18 protein-coding genes are annotated in these 19209 nt (G+C 72.0%); 4 read left to right on the forward strand and 14 right to left on the reverse strand.

Annotated features, from left to right (window positions below):
- Nucleotides 1–31: 31 nt before the first annotated feature.
- The gene (glpX, locus tag AB0B76_RS25915; RefSeq protein ID WP_360379949.1) at nucleotides 32–1018 is read right to left on the reverse strand and encodes a class II fructose-bisphosphatase; all 987 of its coding nucleotides are present in this window, start codon (nucleotides 1016–1018) and stop codon (nucleotides 32–34) included.
- 95 nt (nucleotides 1019–1113) lie between these two features.
- Between glpX and AB0B76_RS25920 the strand changes: the two genes are divergently transcribed.
- Nucleotides 1114–1641 carry a DUF4245 domain-containing protein gene (locus AB0B76_RS25920; protein WP_360379951.1) on the forward strand — a complete coding sequence of 176 codons (528 nt, stop codon included), beginning with the start codon at nucleotides 1114–1116 and terminating at the stop codon, nucleotides 1639–1641.
- Here the strand turns inward: AB0B76_RS25920 and AB0B76_RS25925 are convergent.
- The 9 genes from AB0B76_RS25925 to AB0B76_RS25965 all read right to left on the reverse strand — a co-directional run bounded on the left by AB0B76_RS25925 (nucleotide 1631) and on the right by AB0B76_RS25965 (nucleotide 10491).
- Complete coding sequence (locus AB0B76_RS25925; RefSeq protein WP_360379954.1) at nucleotides 1631–1879, reverse strand: ATP-binding protein; 249 nt, start codon at nucleotides 1877–1879, stop codon at nucleotides 1631–1633. The genes AB0B76_RS25920 and AB0B76_RS25925 overlap by 11 nt on opposite strands.
- A gap of 97 nt (nucleotides 1880–1976) precedes the next feature.
- Nucleotides 1977–2165 carry a hypothetical protein gene (locus AB0B76_RS25930; protein ID WP_360379957.1) on the reverse strand — a complete coding sequence of 63 codons (189 nt, stop codon included), beginning with the start codon at nucleotides 2163–2165 and terminating at the stop codon, nucleotides 1977–1979.
- On the reverse strand, nucleotides 2162–3199 hold the full coding sequence (locus tag AB0B76_RS25935; RefSeq protein ID WP_360379959.1) for a CHASE domain-containing protein: 1038 nt from the start codon (nucleotides 3197–3199) through the stop codon (nucleotides 2162–2164). Before AB0B76_RS25935 ends, AB0B76_RS25930 begins: the two co-directional genes overlap by 4 nt.
- A gap of 201 nt (nucleotides 3200–3400) precedes the next feature.
- Nucleotides 3401–4417: an NAD(P)/FAD-dependent oxidoreductase gene (locus AB0B76_RS25940; protein ID WP_360379962.1), complete on the reverse strand. Its 1017-nt coding sequence runs from the start codon at nucleotides 4415–4417 to the stop codon at nucleotides 3401–3403.
- A gap of 9 nt (nucleotides 4418–4426) precedes the next feature.
- The gene (locus tag AB0B76_RS25945; RefSeq protein ID WP_360379964.1) at nucleotides 4427–5074 is read right to left on the reverse strand and encodes a rhomboid family intramembrane serine protease; all 648 of its coding nucleotides are present in this window, start codon (nucleotides 5072–5074) and stop codon (nucleotides 4427–4429) included.
- A gap of 73 nt (nucleotides 5075–5147) precedes the next feature.
- Complete coding sequence (locus tag AB0B76_RS25950) at nucleotides 5148–5840, reverse strand: lytic transglycosylase domain-containing protein (RefSeq protein WP_360379966.1); 693 nt, start codon at nucleotides 5838–5840, stop codon at nucleotides 5148–5150.
- 250 nt (nucleotides 5841–6090) lie between these two features.
- Nucleotides 6091–7371 (reverse strand): PhoH family protein, encoded by a 1281-nt coding sequence (locus AB0B76_RS25955; RefSeq protein WP_360380127.1) that lies wholly within the window; start codon nucleotides 7369–7371, stop codon nucleotides 6091–6093.
- 403 nt (nucleotides 7372–7774) lie between these two features.
- The gene (locus AB0B76_RS25960) at nucleotides 7775–8545 is read right to left on the reverse strand and encodes an isoprenyl transferase (RefSeq protein ID WP_360379969.1); all 771 of its coding nucleotides are present in this window, start codon (nucleotides 8543–8545) and stop codon (nucleotides 7775–7777) included.
- A 119-nt stretch (nucleotides 8546–8664) separates the two neighbouring features.
- On the reverse strand, nucleotides 8665–10491 hold the full coding sequence (locus AB0B76_RS25965) for a phosphoenolpyruvate carboxykinase (GTP) (protein WP_360379972.1): 1827 nt from the start codon (nucleotides 10489–10491) through the stop codon (nucleotides 8665–8667).
- Nucleotides 10492–10768: 277 nt separating this feature from the next.
- On the opposite strand from AB0B76_RS25965, the gene AB0B76_RS25970 reads away from it, so the two are divergent.
- Nucleotides 10769–11278, forward strand: a complete 510-nt coding sequence (locus AB0B76_RS25970; protein WP_360379974.1) for a GtrA family protein — start codon at nucleotides 10769–10771, stop codon at nucleotides 11276–11278.
- Nucleotides 11279–11340: 62 nt separating this feature from the next.
- Nucleotides 11341–11967 (forward strand): GtrA family protein, encoded by a 627-nt coding sequence (locus AB0B76_RS25975; RefSeq protein WP_360379977.1) that lies wholly within the window; start codon nucleotides 11341–11343, stop codon nucleotides 11965–11967.
- Between the two features lie 21 nt (nucleotides 11968–11988).
- On the opposite strand, the gene AB0B76_RS25980 is transcribed toward AB0B76_RS25975, so the two are convergent.
- Nucleotides 11989–12528 carry a PH domain-containing protein gene (locus AB0B76_RS25980; RefSeq protein WP_360379979.1) on the reverse strand — a complete coding sequence of 180 codons (540 nt, stop codon included), beginning with the start codon at nucleotides 12526–12528 and terminating at the stop codon, nucleotides 11989–11991.
- A 99-nt stretch (nucleotides 12529–12627) separates the two neighbouring features.
- Nucleotides 12628–13452 (reverse strand): biotin--[acetyl-CoA-carboxylase] ligase, encoded by an 825-nt coding sequence (locus tag AB0B76_RS25985; protein ID WP_360380129.1) that lies wholly within the window; start codon nucleotides 13450–13452, stop codon nucleotides 12628–12630.
- A 43-nt stretch (nucleotides 13453–13495) separates the two neighbouring features.
- Here AB0B76_RS25985 and AB0B76_RS25990 point away from each other — a divergent pair, with 43 nt between their 5' ends.
- The gene (locus AB0B76_RS25990; protein WP_360379981.1) at nucleotides 13496–15082 is read left to right on the forward strand and encodes an acyl-CoA carboxylase subunit beta; all 1587 of its coding nucleotides are present in this window, start codon (nucleotides 13496–13498) and stop codon (nucleotides 15080–15082) included.
- A gap of 2 nt (nucleotides 15083–15084) precedes the next feature.
- Here the strand turns inward: AB0B76_RS25990 and AB0B76_RS25995 are convergent, their stop codons facing one another.
- Nucleotides 15085–16890, reverse strand: a complete 1806-nt coding sequence (locus tag AB0B76_RS25995) for a serine/threonine-protein kinase (RefSeq protein ID WP_360379984.1) — start codon at nucleotides 16888–16890, stop codon at nucleotides 15085–15087.
- A 64-nt stretch (nucleotides 16891–16954) separates the two neighbouring features.
- A complete protein-coding gene (locus tag AB0B76_RS26000) occupies nucleotides 16955–19087 on the reverse strand; it encodes a hypothetical protein (protein ID WP_360379986.1) in 2133 nt (710 codons plus the stop codon).
- Between the last annotated feature and the right edge of the window lie 122 nt (nucleotides 19088–19209).

Genomic DNA, 19209 nt, shown 5'->3' on the forward strand with positions numbered 1-19209 from the left:
ACCCGGCGCCCCGCGCGGAACCCCGGAAACCTCAGGAGAAGTCGACAAGCGAGTAGGCCCGCAGCTTCTCCAGGCGGTGGAACGAGTCGATCCACCGGATGGTGCCGGAGCGCGAGCGCATCACGATCGACTGGGTGTACGCGCCGCCCGCGCGGTAGCGCACGCCCTTCAGCAGGTCGCCGCTCGTCACCCCGGTCGCGCAGAAGAACATGTTGTCGCCGCTGACGAGGTCGTCGGTGTGCAGCACGCGCGAAAGGTCGTGGCCCGCGGCCAGGGCCTTCTCGCGCTCGGCGTCGTCGCGCGGCCACAGCTTGGCCTGGATCGCCCCGCCCATGCACTTGAGCGCGACGGCCGCCACGATCCCCTCCGGCGTGCCCCCGACGCCCATGAGCACGTCGGTCTCCGAGTTCTCGCGGGCCGCGCTGATCGCCCCCGCGATGTCGCCGTCGGAGATGAAGCTGATGCGGGCGCCGGTCTGCCGCACCTGCTGCACGAGCTCCTGGTGGCGCGGGCGGTCCAGGATGCAGACCGTCAGCTCGGAGACGCTGGAGCGCTTCACCCGGGCGATCCGGCGCAGGTTCTCCTCGACCCCGGCGTCGATGTCCACGACGTCCGCACAGTCGGGGCCCACCGCCAGCTTCTCCATGTAGAACACCGCGGACGGGTCGAACATCGCGCCCCGCTCGGCCACCGCCAGCACGGCGAGGGCGTTGGGCATGCCCTTGCTCATGAGCGTCGTGCCGTCGACGGGGTCGACCGCCACGTCGACCTCCGGGCCGGTGCCGTCGCCCACGCTCTCGCCGTTGTAGAGCATCGGCGCGTTGTCCTTCTCACCCTCGCCGATCACCACCGTGCCGCGCATGGGCAGCGAGTTGATCAGCAGGCGCATCGCGTCGACGGCCGCGCCGTCGCCGCCGTTCTTGTCGCCCCGGCCGACCCACCGGCCCGCGGCCATCGCCGCGGCCTCGGTGACCCGGACGAGGTCCAGGGCCAGGTTCCGGTCCATCTCACGACTCATACCGTGCACTCCTCGCGCCTCGTTGCGTGGGTGTGTCCATCACCACTGACCATCCTCGCAGCGATCCGGCCCGCACGACCTGTCAAGATGGTCACGTGGCAAGTACGACCGAGCAGCCCAAGGCGCCCAAGGCCCGCCGGCCCCGCGACATGGCGCTGTCGATGCTGGTCCTGATCGTGCCGGTGTTCCTCATCGTGGCCTTCTACCGGTACCTCGGCCACGAGACCCCGCCCACCGTCGACACCACCGAGGTCTACGCCTCGGTGCAGCGGGCCGGGAAGTTCCAGCCGCTGCGGCCCGAGGGCCTGCCCGACGGGTGGCGGATCGCCTCGGCCACGTTCACCGGCGGCGTGCTGCGCATCGGGGTGACCGCGCCCGACAACGGCGCCGTGCAGCTGGTCGAGGGCGCCGATCCGGCAACGGTACTCGTCCCCGCCATCGTCGGCGCCCACCCTCACGACGACGGGGAGACGACCATCGCCGGCCTGCAGTGGCACCGCTACTCCGAGGGTCGCCCGGGCGAGCGCGCGATCGTGCAGGAGAGCGGCGGCCGGACGGTGATCATCGTGGGCCAGGCCAAGGAGAGCCAGCTCGCCGAGCTGGCGACCCGCCTCAGAGCGTAGGCAGCGGCAGCCCGAAGCCGACCGTCGTCCCGCCGCCCTCGATCGAATCGAGGGCGACCCAACCGCCGTGCGCCTCGACGATCGCCTTCGCGATGGCCAGCCCCAGCCCGCTGCCCTTGATCGCGCGTCTCTGCGCGTCGGCGGTGCGGAAGAAGCGCAGGGTGAGCCGCAGCCCGGCGGTCTCGATCGCCGGGTGGATCGCCTCGGCGGCCGCGTCGACGAGCCCGCGCACGCGCACCCGGCCCCAGGTCGAGGGTGAGCGTGCCCGACTCGATGCGGGAGAACGTGAGCAGGTCCTCGATGAGGTCGAGGATCGCCTGCGCCGTCGGGTTCAGTCAGGCCGCGCGCCCCTCGCTGTCGATCACCGCCACGCCGTCGGCGATGGTGTCCATCACGCCGCTGAGCAGCGTCGCCTGCGTGCGGGCGGTGGCCCCGGCGACCCGCAGCTCGGCCGTGGCCTCCTCCACGCGCTCCTCGGCGCGGCGGCGGGACGTTGCCAGCCTGTACACCAGCAGCGCCGTCACGATCGTGAGCGCGACCCCGCCGAGGAACATGCCGTCGTCGAGGTGCCCGCCCCGACGAGCGTGCCGGAGTCGGCGGCCACCCGCGTCCGCCACTTCCGGTCGGCGACCTGCACCTCGGCCGTGTGGTGCAGGTCGGCCCGGCCGTCCCCGCGGTGGATCGCGGCGATCGTGCGCAGCTCCGTCCCGGCGTACGCGGCCAGGCTCACGTCGAGCAGGTCGCGCGCGGGCTGCAGCATCGTGTCGCCGAAGAAGTCCTGGACGCGCACGGTCAGCTGGAGGTACCCGCGCAGCGCCCCGGTCCGCCGCTCGATCACCCGCTGCACGAGCGCGACGGTCTGCGGCTGCGGGTCGTCGGTACTGGCCACGTCCCGCAGCGCCACGTACGGCTCCGACGCCGCCGGCAGCCCCGTCCGCTCGGCGCGCTCGACCGCGGCGCCGGCCTGCGGGGTCGCGGCCAGGTCGCGCCCCGCCCCCGGCCCGCCCGCCCCGCGCCCGCCGAGCGTGCGGGCCAGCACGGCGAAGTAGTGCACGGTGATGCCCGGCGCCGGGGCGAGGCTCAGGTCCGCCGCCCCGCGCTCGCGCCAGGCCGCCTGGGCCGCGTCGACGCCGGCGTCGGGCCACCGCCACCACGTAGTCGACGCCGGTGGCGCCGGGCAGCCACAGCCGGCCCAGCGGCTCGGTGGCGGTGGTGAAGGCCGCGGGGTCCGGCTCGGCCAGCGCCTCGAGCCCGCCCGCGACGAGCTGGAGCGCGTCGACGTACCGCTGGGTCGCCGAGCCGGCCGCGTCCTGCACGGCGGCGGTGCGCCGGTCGATGCCCTGGTCGGCGTTGTCCCGCTCGACGCGGTGGATGAGCAGCCCCGCGCCGCCGGACACCAGCAGGCCGAGGAGCACCACGCCGAGGACCTGCAAGCGGACGCCCACCACGCAATGTCCCATCGGCGGTGCGCCGCGGGGCTTGAGAAGTTGCCGTTCGAACGCGGTCCCGCCGCCGACGGGCCGACCGCCTCACCGCCGAACCACCCGTCCGAGCGCACCCCTTGCCGCCGAACCAGCCGACCTGGGCGTGTGGCCCGACCACTGCTACGTCGACCGCTCCACAGCCGAATAAGCCGTTCGGGTGCGGCCCGCCCGCGCGACGCCGGCCGTGCGTGCCCCTCACCGCCGATATGTCGGCCGCTTCGCGGCCGAACCGACCGACATATCGGATTTTTCGCCCGACAGGGTATTCGCGCCGATCAACCGTTGTCGGACGAGTGGCCGGGGAACAGGTGCGCGGCCGGATCGATGATCACGGCGGCGTTGTTCACCGCGGTCGCCGCCTCCCCGAAGCCCACCGCGATCAGGCGGACCTTCCCGCTGTACTCGCTGATGTCCCCGGCCGCGAAGACCCTCGGCAGGTTCGTCGCGGTCGTGCTGTCCACGCGGATGTGCCGCTTGGACAGCTCCAGCCCCCAGTCGACGAGCGGCCCGAGGTCGGCGGTGAACCCGAGCGCGGCCACCACGGTGTCGGCCGGCAGCGTGCGCACCTCGGCGCCGCGCACCGCCACGTCGACCCCGCTCACCCGGGCGTCCCCGTGCAGCTTGGTCACCTCGGCGTTGACCACGATCTCGATCGGCAGCGCCCGCACCCGGGCGACGGTCGAGGCGTGGGCGCGGAACTTGTCCCGCCGGTGCACGAGGGTGACCGAGCGGGTGATCGGCTGCAGCGCGAGCGCCCAGTCGAAGGCCGAGTCGCCGCCGCCGACGATGACGACGTCGTGGCCGGCGAGGTCGGCCAGGTGCGGTACGAAGAACACCAGCCCCTCGCCGGTGAAGCCCTCGGCCGCCGGGAGCGGGCGCGCGGTGAAGCTGCCCAGGCCGCCGGTGATGAGCACCGCCCCGCAGCGCAGCGACTCGCCCGAGGACAGCCCGAGCACCGGGCGGTCGTCCACATAGGACAGCTCGTCGGCCCGCACGCCCAGCAGGTACTCCGGGTTGAACTGGGCCGCCTGCTCGACGAGGTTCGCCACGAGGTCGCGACCGCGGATGCCCGGGAAGCCGGCCACGTCGAAGATCATCTTTTCCGGGTACATGGCGGTGACCTGGCCGCCGGGCTCCGGCAGCGCGTCGATCACCGCCGTCGACAGCCCGCGGAATCCCGCGTAATAGGCGGCGAAGAGCCCCGCCGGTCCCGCACCAACGATGGCGAGGTCAACTGAACGACACAGGCCTTGTCGGTCGAGACCCGATCGGCCGGCGCCGGCTTCCCGCATGCCATGACGCTACGACAGCTCCGGCCCCAGGGATAGGGGAACGGCGCGGGGGCGGCGCCGCCGGAAGAGAACCGCGGCGACCAGCCCGGCGAGGAACCCGCACAGGTGACCCTGCCACGACACCTCCGGGTCGCCGGGAAGCACGCCGAAGAGCTGCCAGCCGTAGAGGAGCCCGACGAGGAGGCCGACGCCGATGTACCACAGCCGCCGGCCGACCACTCCGCGCATGAGGATCACGCCGAGGTACCCGAAGATCACCGCACTCGCCCCGACCACGACCGTGTTCGCGTCGCCGAGGAACCAGACCCCGACCCCGGCCACGATCGCGATGAAGGCGGTCGTGATCCAGAACCGGGCGCCCCCGTCGGCGAGCACGAAGGTGCCCAGCAGGATCAGCGGGATGCTGTTACCGAGCACGTGGTCGAAGCTGGCGTGCAGGAACGGCGCGAAGACGATGCCGTCCAGCCCGTCGATGTGGTGCGGGCGGATGCCGCCCTCCTGGTCGAGCCGGTTGCCGCTGAGCTTGTCGAAGAACTCGATCAGGAACAGCACCGGCACGAACGCGCACATGGCCACGAAGGCCCGCCCGATGGAGGCGTAGAAGGCCTCGGTCCCGAAGCGCGTCGGGTCGGAGGCGCGGTCGTTGTCGGTGGCCACGCCCAAAGTGGTAGCAGAGACGCACCAGCGCCGCCACACGAGGAGCGTGTGACGGCGCCGGCGGCGGAAGGTTCTAGTACCAGCCGGAGGACTGGCTGTGCGACCAGGCGCCGCACGGAGTCTTGTACCGGCTCTTGATGTAGTTGAGGCCCCAGCGGATCTGCGTCTCGGGGTTGGTCTTCCAGTCGGCGCCGACGGAGGCCATCTTGCTGCCCGGGACCGCCTGCGGGATGCCGTACGCCCCGCTGCTGCCGTTGGAGGCACTGACGTTCCAGTGGCTCTCCTTGTCCCACAGCTTCTCCAGGCACGGCATCTGGTCGAGGCCGAAGCCGTAGCCGACGAGGACGGCGCAGCCGATCTTCTTGTTGCCCGAGTAGGCGTCGCACGAGCTCGGCACCGGGTACTTCGGGGCCGAGTTGGTCGGCGGCGCGCTGGTGCGCGTCTTGTTCCGGCTCGCCTCTTCCTCGGCCTTCTTGCGGGCCGCGTCGTCGGCGGCCTTGGCCTCCGCGGAGGCCTCCTCGGCGGCGGCCTGGGCCTTGGCCAGGGCGTCAGCCTCGGCGGCACTGCCCGGCGAGCGCGACGCGGACGGCGTCGCGGAGGACGAGGAGACGGGGAACGCGGCGGTGTCGGCAGCCTTGACGGCGCTGGCCGAGTCGTCGTCGTGCTGGGTCAGGCCGGCGATCACGAGGCCGCCGACGAGACCCGCGAGGATCACGAGGGCGAATACGGCTCGGATGGTGCCGACCCGGTGCCACAGCCGGATCACAGGGTCATCCATTCGTAGGGGACAGGAACCGGCGCCGCCCCTCGCGGAGCGGGCCCGGACGGGGTGTTACCCGCCGCCCGGACCCTTACGCACCGTGAGCGCCTGATGTCCACTTGCGTGGCGTCATGCGCTCGAAACCCACCATCGCCCAGCACGATCGCGGGTGAGAACCCGAACCGTACCTTCTGTGATCCTAATCACGCCGCAATTCGGACGGTTGTTGTCAAGTCCGGCTCGCGACCGCCGATGATCAGCGCTCGAACGGCAGGTCCTCCAGCAGATCGGTGACCACCTCGGCGATCGGAGAACGCTCCGAACGGGTGAGGGTGACGTGTGCGAAGAGCGGATGGCCCTTCAGTGCCTCGATGACCGCGGCGATGCCGTCGTGCCGGCCGACGCGCAGGTTGTCACGCTGAGCGACATCGTGGGTGAGGACCACCCGCGAGTTCATCCCGATGCGGGACAGCACCGTGAGCAGAACCCCTCGTTCGAGGGACTGGGCCTCGTCGACGATCACGAACGCGTCGTGCAGGCTCCGGCCCCGGATGTGGGTCAGCGGCAGCACCTCGAGCATGCCCCGCCCCGCGACCTCCTCCATCACGTTGTCGTGCACGAGCGCCCCGAGCGTGTCGAAGACGGCCTGCGCCCACGGCGACATCTTCTCGGCCTCGTTGCCGGGCAGGTAGCCCAGCTCCTGGCCGCCGACCGCGTACAGGGGCCGGAAGACGATGACCTTCTTGTGCTTGCGCCGCTCCATCACGGCGTCGAGCCCGGCGCACAGCGCCAGCGCCGACTTGCCCGTGCCGGCGCGCCCGCCCAGCGAGACGATCCCGATCGAGTCGTCGAGCAGCAGGTCCAGCGCCACGCGCTGCTCGGCCGAGCGCCCGCGCACGCCGAACGCCTCGCGGTCGCCCCGCACCAGCCGCACCGACTTGTCCGCCCCGACCCGGCCCAGCGCGGAGCCGTTCTGCGAGGTGAGCACGAGCCCGGTGTGCACCGGCAGGTCCCCGGCGCCGTCGAGGTCGAGGGCCTCCCCGGCGTACAGCTGCTTGACCTCGGCCTCGCTGACGCCCAGCTCGACCATGCCGGTCCAGCTGTGATCGGCGGCCGGGCCCGGCTGGTACTCGTCCGCGGCCAGGCCCACCGAGCCGGCCTTGACCCGCAGCGGCATGTCCTTCGTGACCAGCAGGACGTCCTTGCCCTCGGCCTGCAGCGCGAGCGCCACGGCGAGGATCCGGGCGTCGTCGGTGTCGGCCCGGAACCCGGCCGGCAGCACGTGCTGGTCGGCGTGGTTGAGCTCGACCCGCAGGGTGCCCCCGGCGTCGGTCAGCGGTAGCGGCTCGTCCAGGCGGCCGTGCTTGGCCCGCAGCTCGTCCAGGAAGCGCAGCGAACGCCGCGCGAAGTAGCCCAGCTCGGGGTGGTGCCGCTTACCCTCCAACTCGGAGATGACGACCAGCGGCAGGACGACGTCGTGCTCGCCGAAGCGCAGGAAGGCGCCCGGATCGGACAGCAGCACGGAGGTGTCGAGCACGAAGGTGCGCCGCGCGGGGACGGGAGTCTCCTCGGCCTTCTTCCGGGTTCGCCGGACGGCCTTGGCGAGCGGGGGCGCCACGGCTGGCGCCGGCTCCGCGGAGGTGGAGGAGGAGGATGCTGAGGGACTACGGCGAACGGTCACGGGATCTCCGGGGGCGGGCACCTCGCCGCCCGCACTCGCGTCCTCCGACGCCCGCACGGGGTCGGGTGCTTGGCCCCGTGGCTTCACATGCGTTCGCTCGGTCCGGGCCTCGGATGCCGGGGAAAACCCCCGCCACAGCAATGACGCTAACGGGTACCAGCAAAATCCACTAGATCAGCCAGCCTTTTCCCAGCCGATGGGGTCCGAACACCCGGCAAACAAAGAGCTGGCGCGGCCTGTGGAGGCCGCGCGCAGAAACTCAGGCGCCGTAGCGGCGCTGGCGGTTGGCGTACGAACGCAGGGCACGCAGGAAGTCGGTGCGGCGGAAGCTCGGCCAGTGCACGTCGCAGAAGTAGAACTCCGAGTGGGCGCTCTGCCAGAGCAGGAAGCCCGACAGCCGCTGCTCCCCCGACGTCCGGATGACCAGGTCGGGGTCGGGCAGGCCGCGCGTGTAGAGGTGGTCGGAGATGTGGTCGACGTCGAGGATCTCGGCGAGCTCCTCGATCGTCGTGCCGGCCTTCGCGTGCTCGTGCAGCAGGGAGCGCACGGCGTCGGCGATCTCACGGCGGCCGCCGTAGCCCACGGCCAGGGAGACCTGGGCGCCGCCGGTGCGCTCGACGGTCCGCTCCTGGGCCGCCTTGAGGGCCTGGGCGCTGGCCGCGGGCAGCAGGTCGAGCGCGCCCACGATGCGCAGCTGCCAGGGGTTGCGGTCGTCGGCCAGGTCGGCCGCCAGGCTCTCGATGATCTGCAGCAGCGGGTCGAGCTCCTGGGCCGGGCGCGACAGGTTGTCGGTGGACAACAGCCACAGGGTGACGTGCTTCACTCCGGCGCCGTCGCACCAGCGGAGGAGCTCCTTGATCCGCTCCGCGCCGACCCGGTGGCCGTCGTTGGGGTCGACGTACCCCATCTCCCGCGCCCAGCGCCGGTTGCCGTCGACGATGACGCCGACGTGGTGCGGTTTCGGCTTGCCGAGCAGCCTCCGGGCGAGACGCTTCTCGTACAACGAATAAACCACGTCACGCAGGCCCACGGCAGAGAAGACTAGCGACCCGGCGGGCGAAGCAACACCGCCAGCCGGGCACCGGACAGTACCGGTTCAATAAAGTCATGAGCGGCCGGTCACCCGACGAACCGGCCGCTCACCAGCGGCTACTCCTCGCCGAGGCGGGCCCGCAGCGCGTCGAGTTCGGCCCAGAGAACTCCTGGCAACTTCTCGCCGAACTGTTCGAACCACGCCTGGATCTGCGGCAGCTCCGCGCGCCACTCGGCGGCGTCGACGCGCAGCGCCGCGGCCACGTCGTCCTCGGTGAGGTCCAGGCCGGCCACGTCGAGCGCGCCCGGGGCCGGCACCGCGCCGATCGGCGTCTCGACCGCGGCGGCGGTGCCCTCGATGCGCTCGACCACCCACTTGAGCACCCGGGAGTTCTCGCCGAAGCCGGGCCAGAGGAACCGGCCGTCGTCGCCGCGGCGGAACCAGTTCACGTAGAAGATCCGGGGCAGCTTGGCGGCGTCGCCGTCCACGCCCTTGCCCATCTCGATCCAGTGGGCGAAGTAGTCGCCGGCGTGGTACCCGATGAAGGGCAGCATCGCCATCGGGTCGCGGCGCACCACGCCGACCTTGCCGACCGCCGCCGCCGTGGTCTCGCTCGACAGCGTGGCGCCGAGGTAGACGCCGTGCACCCAGTCGCGCGCCTCGGTGACGAGCGGCACGGTGGTCTTGCGCCGGCCGCCGAAGAGGATCGCGTCGATCGGCACGCCGCGCGGGTCGTCGTACTCGGGCGCCAGGATCGGGCACTGCGAGATCGGGGTGCAGAAGCGCGAGTTCGGGTGCGAGGAGAGCTCGCCGGAGTCCGGGGTCCAGTCCTGGCCGCGCCAGTCCGTCAGGTGCGCGGGCGGCTCGCCCATGCCCTCCCACCAGATGTCGCCGTCGTCGGTGAGCGCCACGTTGGTGAAGACCGAGTTGCCCCGCGCGAGGGTGCGCATCGCGTTCGGGTTGGTCTTCCAGTCGGTACCGGGGGCGACCCCGAACAGGCCGAACTCCGGGTTGACGGCGTAGAGGCGGCCGTCCTCGCCGAAGCGCATCCAGGCGATGTCGTCGCCGAGCGTCTCGACCTTCCAGCCCGGGACCGTCGGCTCCAGCATCGCCAGGTTGGTCTTGCCGCACGCGCTCGGGAACGCCGCGGCGATGTACTTGACCACGCCCTCGGGGCTGGTCAGCTTGAGGATGAGCATGTGCTCGGCGAGCCAGCCCTCGTCGCGTCCGATGACGCTGGCGATGCGCAGCGAGTAGCACTTCTTGCCCAGCAGCGAGTTTCCGCCGTATCCGGAGCCGAAGCTCCAGATCTCCCGGGTCTCGGGGAAGTGGGAGATGTACTTCGTGTCGTTGCACGGCCAGGCGACGTCCGCCTGCCCCTCCTCCAGCGGGGCGCCCACGGAGTGCAGGCAGGGCACGAATGACGCGCCGGAGCCCATCTTCTCCAGCACTGCGGCGCCCATCCGGGTCATGATCCGCATGGAGGCGACGACGTACGGCGAGTCGGTCAGCTCGACCCCGAACATCGGATTGTCGGCGGTGAGCGGGCCCATGCAGAACGGGATGACGTACATCGTCCGCCCCTGCATGCACCCGTCGTACAACTCGGTCATTCGCCGTTTCATCTCGTCCGGCGCCATCCAGTTGTTCGTCGGCCCCGCGTCGGCCTCGTCGGCCGAGCAGATGAACGTGCGCTCCTCGACCCGGGCCACGTCCGACGGGTCGGTGCGGGCCCAGAAGGAGTTCGGGCGGGCCTCGAGGCGGACCAGGGCCCCGCTTTCGACCAGCTCATCGGTCATGCGGCGCCACTCCGGCTCCGAACCGTCGCACCAGACGACGCGTTCGGGTCTCGTGAGCTCGGCGACCTCGCGGACCCAGGCGAGCAGCCGGGGGTGGTCGGTCGGCGCCTGATCCAGGCCGGGCACGGTAACCGGGGCAGACATGCGGTGACTCCTCGTTGGTCGGCGTTGACCTCGACCCGGCCGGACGGAGCGCCAGAAAACTGTGCGCAGCAGCGCGGCGCGCGATGGTGCAAGCGCGTCGTGAAAATCCGGCGGGTTTCTCCCAGCCTAGGCCCGCAGGCCGGGACCGGCATCGTGAGACCTTGTGAAAACCTGCACAAGAGCGGGAGACTTTCAAGCCCGTTCGCAGAATTGCGCGCGAACTTTTCGTTCAGCGCGCATTACTGCGCAAAGCCTCCGGTGGCTTACCCTTTCCTGCGTGACCGACCTGCAGTCGACGCCGCCGCCGCCCTCCCTCGTGCGCAAGCTCTACACCCGGTTCGAGGGCCTGGTGCGCGAGGTCGGCAAGTTCGGCACGATCGGCCTGATCACCTTCGTGATCGACACCGCCGTGTTCAACCTGCTGTGGGGGCCGCTCAACACGCTGGTCGCCGGCGCCATCTCGATGACCGTGGCGGCCACCTGCGCGTTCATCGGCAACCGCTTCTGGACCTGGCGCGACCGGGCCCGCACCGACCTGCGCCGCGAATACGCGCTGTACTTCCTGTTCAACCTCGTCGGCCTGCTGATCGCGCTGACCTGCCTCGGCGTGAGCCACTACGTGCTGGGCTTCACCAGCCAGCTCTCCGACAACATCGCCAAGAACGGGGTCGGGCTCGTCCTGGGCACCCTGTTCCGCTTCTGGTCGTACCGTCAGATCGTCTTCCGCAAGTCGCCGGACGACACCGCGAGCACCCCCGTCGTCACGGGGAGTGAGGCCGCGGGGTGACCTGTCCCCCACTCGACCTCGGGCCCGCGCGCGAATTTGGTCGCTTACCGTAAGGTTGGCCGGTGCGATTCGCCAGCAGACTCCGCGACCGCTTCCTCCCCGAGCGTTACCACTCGCTCGCGACGGAGCTGTTCAAGTTCGGCGCGGTCGGCTGCGTCAACACGGCCGTCGATTTCATCCTGGTCAACGCCCTGCTGTTCATCGGGCCGCTGAAGGCCAAGATCGTCGCGGTGGTCGTCGGCACGGTCGTGTCGTACCTGCTCAACCGCCAGTGGACCTACAAGGACCGCGACAGCGGGAGCGCGCGCCGGGAGTATGTGCTGTTCTTCGCGCTCAACGGCGTCGGCCTGCTCATCCAGGAGGCGGGCCTGGCCGTGGCGAAGTACGGCCTGCACTTCAGCGAGTCCAACCCCGACGACCGGCTGGCGTTCAACATCGCCAACGCCGCGGGCATCCTGCTGGCGACGTCGTTCCGCTTCTGGGCGTACCGGACCTGGGTGTTCACCCCGGGCAGCACCGAGGACCGCGAGATCGAGGCGCTCGAGGTGGCGTTCTCGGACAGCGTCCCCATCGCCCCCGACGAGCGGCAGATGGAGGAACTGGAGGCGGCCTTCGCGGACCCCGCGGCCGCCCCGCCGGCGCCCCGACCGGCCGCCGACGAGCTGGAGACCCCCGTCGCGAAGCGCTGACGGGGGCCGCCCGGCCGGGTCTCAGTCGTTCTTGATCTCGTTGACGAGGGCCTCGCGGTCGTCGTCGCCGAATGTGTGCTTCTGCCGGTCGGCGTCGACCAGCTCGTAGAGCATGCTCTGGGTCTTCTCGACCTGCGGCAGGTCGGTGAGCTGCACCTGGCCCCGCTCGCCGGCCGACTCGATGGTCAGCGTGCCGCAGCCCAGCATCCGCTCGAAGAGCGAGTGCGAGAACGACACGTCGTTGATCCGGCCCATCGGGATGTCGCGGCCACTGCGCGAGAAGACGCCGCTGCGCATGATCACCCGCTCGTTGGTGAACACGTAGTGCGTGGTCCGCCACCTGATCCACGGCCACACCGTGACCACCACGACGAGCACGAGGGCCACGCCGCCCACGATGAGCATCGGGATCAGGCCCCAGCCCGTGAAGATCGCCAGGACGACGACTGCCGCCACGGCCAGCACAAACCAGACCACCGGCAGGAACAACGCCTTCCAGTGGGGGTGCAGGTGCAGCACCACCTGCTCGTCCTTCGTCAGGACGCTTTCCGGGAACCCCACGCGAACCCCTCCTCGTTCATGAATGTCGAGGTGAGGCTAGACCCTGACCGCCACTCGGCGGCATTGCCTACCCAGCCGGATCCTGCCGTGCCGGACCGTCTAGGTGAGGCGCGCATGTACGACATCTCCGGCGGCGACCGAGTGCACAATCTGGTCGCGGCCCGTGACCTGCAGTCTTCCGTCGCCGTCCACGCCCGAGGCGAGCCCTTCGAGCGTCGTGCCCCCGGGCAGCTCCACGGTGACGCGGCGGCCGATGGTGCCGCAGTGGAAGACGTACGCCTCCCGCAGCCCCGAGGCCTCCGGGTCGCCGCCGTGCTCGGTGTAGCGGCCGTACCACTCCGCGACCGCCCGCAGCAGCGCCCGCAGCAGGGGGTCACGGTCCGTGGCGGCGGCCCCGCCCAGCGCGAGCGACGTGGCGTCGGGCCGGGGCAGCTCGTCCTCGCGCAGCGTGACGTTGAGGCCGATGCCGAGCACGACCGCGCCGTCGGCCGCCTCGGCGAGGATGCCGGCGGTCTTCCGGTCGCCCTTGAGCAGCAGATCGTTCGGCCATTTCAGGTACGCGTCGACGCGCGCCACCCGCCGCACGGCCTCCGCCAGCGCCACCCCGGCCAGCAGCGGCAGCCAGCCCAGCCGGGCCGGCGGCACGTCGGGGCGCAGCAGCACGCTCAGGGCGAGGCCGGCCCGCGGCGGCGACTGCCACTGCCGGCCCAGGCGCCCCCGGCCCGCGGTCTGCCGCTCGGCGACGATCACCAGGCCCTCGGCCGCGCCCTCCCGGGCGGCCGCGGCGGCATCGGCGTTGGTCGAGCCGGTCTCCTCGACGATGCGCAGGTCGCGCCAGAGGCCGCCCGGCACCAACAGGGCCCGGCGCAGGGCGGGTGCCCGCAGCGGCGGCCGTTCGAGGTCGGACCAGGCCCCGGTGGAAATGTTCACAGCTCGACCCTATGTCGGCGCGATTAAGCTGCCGAGAGTGACCACGAAGCAGGCGGACATCCACTCGACGGCGGGCAAGCTCGAGGATCTGCAGCGGCGCACCGACGAGGCGGTCCACGCCGGGTCGGCCCGCGCGGTGGAGAAGCAGCACTCCCGGGGCAAGAAGACCGCCCGCGAGCGCATCGACCTGCTGCTCGACCCCGGCTCGTTCGTCGAGCTCGACGAGCTGGCCCGGCACCGGTCCACCAACTTCGGGCTGGAGGGGACGCGGCCCTACGGCGACGGCGTGGTCACCGGCTACGGCACCGTCGACGGCCGCCAGGTGTGCGTGTTCGCCCAGGACTTCACCGTCTTCGGCGGCAGCCTCGGCGAGGTCTTCGGCGAGAAGATCGTCAAGGTCATGGACCTGGCGATGAAGATCGGCTGCCCGGTCGTGGGCATCAACGACTCCGGCGGCGCGCGCATCCAGGAGGGCGTGGTCTCCCTGGGGCTGTACGGCGAGATCTTCTTCCGCAACGTGCGCGCCTCGGGCGTCATCCCGCAGATCTCGCTGATCATGGGCCCGTGCGCGGGCGGCGCGGTGTACTCCCCTGCCGTCACCGACTTCACGGTCATGGTCGACCAGACCTCGCACATGTTCATCACCGGCCCCGACGTGATCAAGACGGTCACCGGCGAGGACATCGCCTTCGAGGAGCTCGGCGGGGCCCGCACGCACAACACGAAGTCGGGCAACGCGCACTACCTCGCGACCGACGAGGACGACGCGATCGACTACGTGCGGGCGCTGCTGTCCTACCTGCCGTCCAACAACATGGACGACGCGCCGGTGGTGGGCCCGGGCGAAGGGGCGCCCGGGGTGCTCGAGGTGACCGACGACGACCGCGCGCTCGACTCGCTGATCCCCGACTCGGCCAACCAGCCGTACGACATCCACGCCGTCATCGAGGCCGTCGTCGAGGACTTCCTCGAGGTCCAGCCGCTGTTCGCGCAGAACATCGTGGTCGGCTTCGGCCGCGTCGAGGGCCACCCGGTCGGCGTGGTCGCCAACCAGCCGATGCACTTCGCCGGCTGCCTCGACATCGACGCGTCGGAGAAGGCCGCCCGCTTCGTGCGCACCTGCGACGCCTTCAACATCCCGATCCTCACGTTCGTCGACGTGCCCGGGTTCCTGCCCGGGGCCAGCCAGGAGTGGGACGGCATCATCCGCCGCGGCGCGAAGCTGATCTACGCCTACGCCGAGGCGACGGTCCCGAAGGTCACGGTCATCACGCGCAAGGCCTACGGCGGCGCCTACGACGTGATGGGCTCCAAGCACCTCGGCGCCGACCTCAACTTCGCCTGGCCGACGGCGCAGATCGCGGTGATGGGGGCGCAGGGCGCGGTAAATATTCTGTACCGCCAGGAGCTGCGCGACGCCGAGGACCCGGCCGCGCTGCGGGCCGAGCTCGTGCAGGAGTACGAGGACACGCTGGCCAACCCCTACGTCGCGGCCGAGCGCGGTTACGTCGACGGGGTCATCCCGCCGTCCACCACCCGGGTCGAGATCGTGCGGGCGCTGCGGCTGCTGCGCACCAAGCGCGAGACGCTGCCGCCGAAGAAGCACGGCAACATTCCCCTGTAGGCCTACTCCGGCCGGGGCTGGAAGCTGCTCTTGATGAGGGCGTAGATGTTCTGGGCCGTGGCCTGGGTCCACATGTCGGCCGTGCACTCCCAGTAGATGGCCTGCCCGAGGTCGGGGCGGATCCGGCAGCCGAGGTTGGACACGTGCATGTGCCCCTGCGGGCTGTCGTACGTCCACTGCCAGTCGGCGCAGGCCTCGCCGAGGTACGTCACCGGCACGATCTTGAGCTTGTGGTAGTTCGGGTACATGTTGTCGGCCAGCCGCGCGGCCTCCTGCTGCTCCCAGTCCTTGACCGGGTCGCCCTTGAACGGCTTGTCGGTGGTGTCGATGCCGACCCGCATGCCGGGCACGATGTTGGACTCGTAGTAGACCATCGTGTCCGACGTCGGGTGCGGCTTGCGGCTCCAGCCGACCGGCAGGGCCAGCTTCCAGCCGAACTCGGGATCGGTGATCCACTCGAAGCCGTCCGGCAGCTGGATCTCGTCGCCGCCGATGTTGCCCCGCACGATCGGCGACCTGGTCGTGACCGCCGTCGCCGATGCCGGTTCCGAGGCCCGCGCGGACGCGGCCGGGAGTGCGGTGCCCTGCGGGCCGCCGGCGCCGCGGTCCCCCTCGTCGCCGGAGTCGGCCAGCAGCAGCACCGCGGTGACCACGAGGGCCACGACGGCCGCGGTCGCGGCGACCCAGCGCCAGGGCGACGTCCGGGGCACGGTGCGGTCCAGGTCGTCGTCGGCGGAGTGCAGCGGGACGAGCTGGTAGCCGTCGCTGTTGCTGTTGCTCGTCGCCGCCGGTCGCGGGCCGGGACCGAAGAACGAGACCAGGTCGGGCGAGACGTTCGCGGCGGCAGCGGGCTCCCGGCCGACCGGCGCGGCCGCGGGGGCGGCGGCCGCGACGGGGCGCAGGCTCCCGCCGGAGGTCGAGCCGGAGTGGCCCTCGCGCGAGCGGCGCGGCCGGGGCAGGGCGGGCATGCTCCACCAGGCGCGGCCCTCGCCCGACAGGGCGCGCTGGAGCAGCCGCTCGGTCTCGGCCGTCCCGGCCCGGGCCCGCGGGTCCTTGCGCAGCAGGGCGGCCAGCACCGGCTTCAGCACGCCGGCCCGGGCGGGCGGGTCGGGCTCCTCGGTGGCCAGGGCGGTCAGGGTGGCGTACGTCGTCGAGCGCGCGTACGGCGAGCGGCCCTCGACCGCGGCGTACAGCGTGGCGCCGAGCGACCACATGTCGGCCTCGGGGCCGGAGGTGCCCTCGCGGGCGCGCTCGGGCGAGATGTACTGCGGCGAGCCCAGGATCAGCCCCGGCCGGGTCACGGCGCCGTCGCCGCCCTCGAACACGGCCAGGCCGAAGTCGGTGAGCACCACCCGGCCGGTGTCGGCCAGCAGCACGTTGCCGGGCTTGACGTCGCGGTGCAGGACCCCGGCGGCGTGCGCGGCCCGCAGCGCGCTCAGCACGGCGAGGCCGATCCCGGCGACCCGCTCGGCCGGCAGCGGGCCGTCCTCGGTGATCACCTGGTGCAGCGAGCGGGACGGGACGTACTCCATCACGATCCACGGCGCCTGCTCGGTGTGTACCACGTCGTAGATCCGCACCACGTTGGCGTCGTTGAGCCGCGCCGCCGCCCGTGCCTCGCGCAGGGTGCGCATCCGCAGCTCGTCGCGCTCCTGCGGGGTCAGCCCCTCGGGCGGGATGACCTCCTTGACGGCCACGTCGCGGCGCAGCATCTCATCGCGGGCCAGCCAGACCCGGCCCATGCCGCCGGAGCCGAGCTGCTCGATCAAGCGGTAGCGCTCGGCGACCAAGACCCCGGGGTAGGTCATCACCAAGCAACGTACCCAACGCATGCACCTCCGAAAAACCCCGGTTCCGGTGAAGATCTCAAGGTCAGTCGGTGCGGGAGCGCAGCACCATGATGAGCAGGATCAGCAGACCGAGCCCGACGAGCCCGGCCCCGATGAGCGCGACCGGCAGAACCCGGACCGTGTCGAGGATCTTCTGCTGGGTCGGGCCCGCCGCGCCCGTGTCGAACGTGACGGTGACGACGACGGTGTACTCCTCCGTGTCCTGCGCGTTGTCCGCGCCGACCTGAACCACCCCGGGGATCGCCAGCGGCCCGCTGCCCGGGTTCGGGTCGACCGAGCCGGCGAACGAGACCTGCGCGTTCTTGGCCGCCGGGGCCTGCGGCGGCTGCACCGTGCACTTCGTCGGGCTCAGGAAGCCCAGCGGCGCCGGCAGCGAGGCCTCGCCGTTGTCGTCGCCGCCGAGCACGGCCCGGCCGCTCGAGCCGTCCTCGCAGTCGATGTCCACGACGAGCGCCCCGGCGCGTCCGGCCGCGCTCCCGGCGAAGCGCACGGTGAGCTGGAGCTGCCGGGCCGGCTCGAAGGTGTACGTGGCCGTGCACGTCGCGGCCGCGTCGGCCTTGCTCAGCGGTACCGCCGCCGCCGCACCCTCGTCGGTGCCGGACGACTGGCCGGGGTCGCAGGCGAACGAGCTCAGCCGCCAGCCGCCGTCCACCGTCGAGAGCGGCGCGATCGGCGTGACCAGGTATTCGGCGAACGTCAGCGACCCGGGCACGTCGCCCTGGGCCACCGCCGGCTCGCCCACCGCCGCCGTCGTCGCCACGCCGGACCAGCCGGCCAGGCCCTGCTTGCGCGGCGTGACCGCGAACGCGGCGGCCGCGGTGCCGCCGATGGTGACCGCGCGCAGCTCGATCGCGCCGGCCTTGCGGGTGACCCGCAGCGCGCAGTCGGTCGGGGTGGTCGACAGCGTGACGGTGACCGTCATCGCGTCGGGCTTGAGCTCCTGGTCGCCGCAGCCGACGCCGGCCAGGCTCCACGCGGCGGCGGCGTCGCCGGCCGGGGCGGTGAGCGTGACCGCGTAGGCGCCGGGCAGCAGCGTGCCGAGGTCGGCGCCGGTCGCGACGGACGCGGAGCCGTCGCCGGTGGCGGTGGCGCTCAGGTGCCGGGGCGGGCCGCCGGCCGGGTCGGCGACCGCGAGGTCGAAGGCGCCGCCGGCGGTGTCGGAGTACAGCCGCAGCGTCAGCCCGGGCGCGGCGGGCGGCGGCGTGAAGGTGAACGTGCACGTGACGACCTCGCCCGCGGCGAGCGTGACGGTCGCCGCGGCGGTCGGCACGTCGGTCGTGGTCAGGCTCCGCCCGGCGCCGGTCTTCGTGCAGTCGACGCCGGCGACGGTCCAGCCGGCCGGCGGGTGCGCCACGACGGTGCCCGGCGCGCCGCCCGCGCTGCGCACGAAGGTGGCGTCGGTCTTGGCGTCGATGTCGACCCGCCGCTGCGGGTTGTAGCTCGGGCTCGCGTCGAACGTGAAGCGCTGCGGGTAGCCGGGGCCGGTCGTGGTGCGGGCCCGCACGATGAGGGTGCCGGTCGGCTGGGCGCCCTTGACGTAGTACGCGTAGCAGAAGACGTGCCGCGCACCCGCCGGGAAGCCGACCCACTGCACGTTGGCGCCGGCGTGGCCGTCGATGCCGCAGCGCAGGACGCCGAAGCCGTAGCCGCCCGCGCCGGTCGGCAGCGGGTCGCCGGGGCTGCCGCCCTGCGCCCAGAGCTGGTGGCGGGCGGCCGCCTTGGCCTGCTCGTCGGTGAGCGTGACGGTGACCGCGCCGTCGATCGTCTGGCCGGACTTCTGCCCGGTGCGGCCGAGCAGCGCAGCGGCGGCCGCGGTCGGCCCCGAGCCGGTGGCCGGGGTCGTGACGGTCGACAGGGCGCCCTTCTTCTCGTGCCCGGCGCCGAGCGAGAACTGCCACCCGTTCAGCGGCGTGCAGCCGCCGGAGCTGGCCGCCTCGACGCCCGGGTCGACCTCGTCGCCGTCGTGGTACGCGCTGTCGCGCCCGGCCGGCGCCGCGCTCTCGGCGTTGTCGTCGCGCACCCGGTTGCCCATGACGCTCTGGTAGCTGTCGCAGGCCCGGGCCACGAAGGTGACCTGGTAGTGCAGGGACGCGGAGATCGAGGCGGGCGCCTCGCCCTCCCGCGCCGACGCCGGAGCGGCCGCGGTGACCAGCATAACAGCGACAATGATCGATATAGTCGCACAGACTTGGCGACCCAGGACGTTTGTCAATGCGTCCCCCAATTCGCCATCGACACGCGCTCCGTTGGGAACGAGTATGCGCCGATGAGGTGTGC

The sequence above is a fragment of the Dactylosporangium sp. NPDC049140 genome, assembly GCF_040648435.1.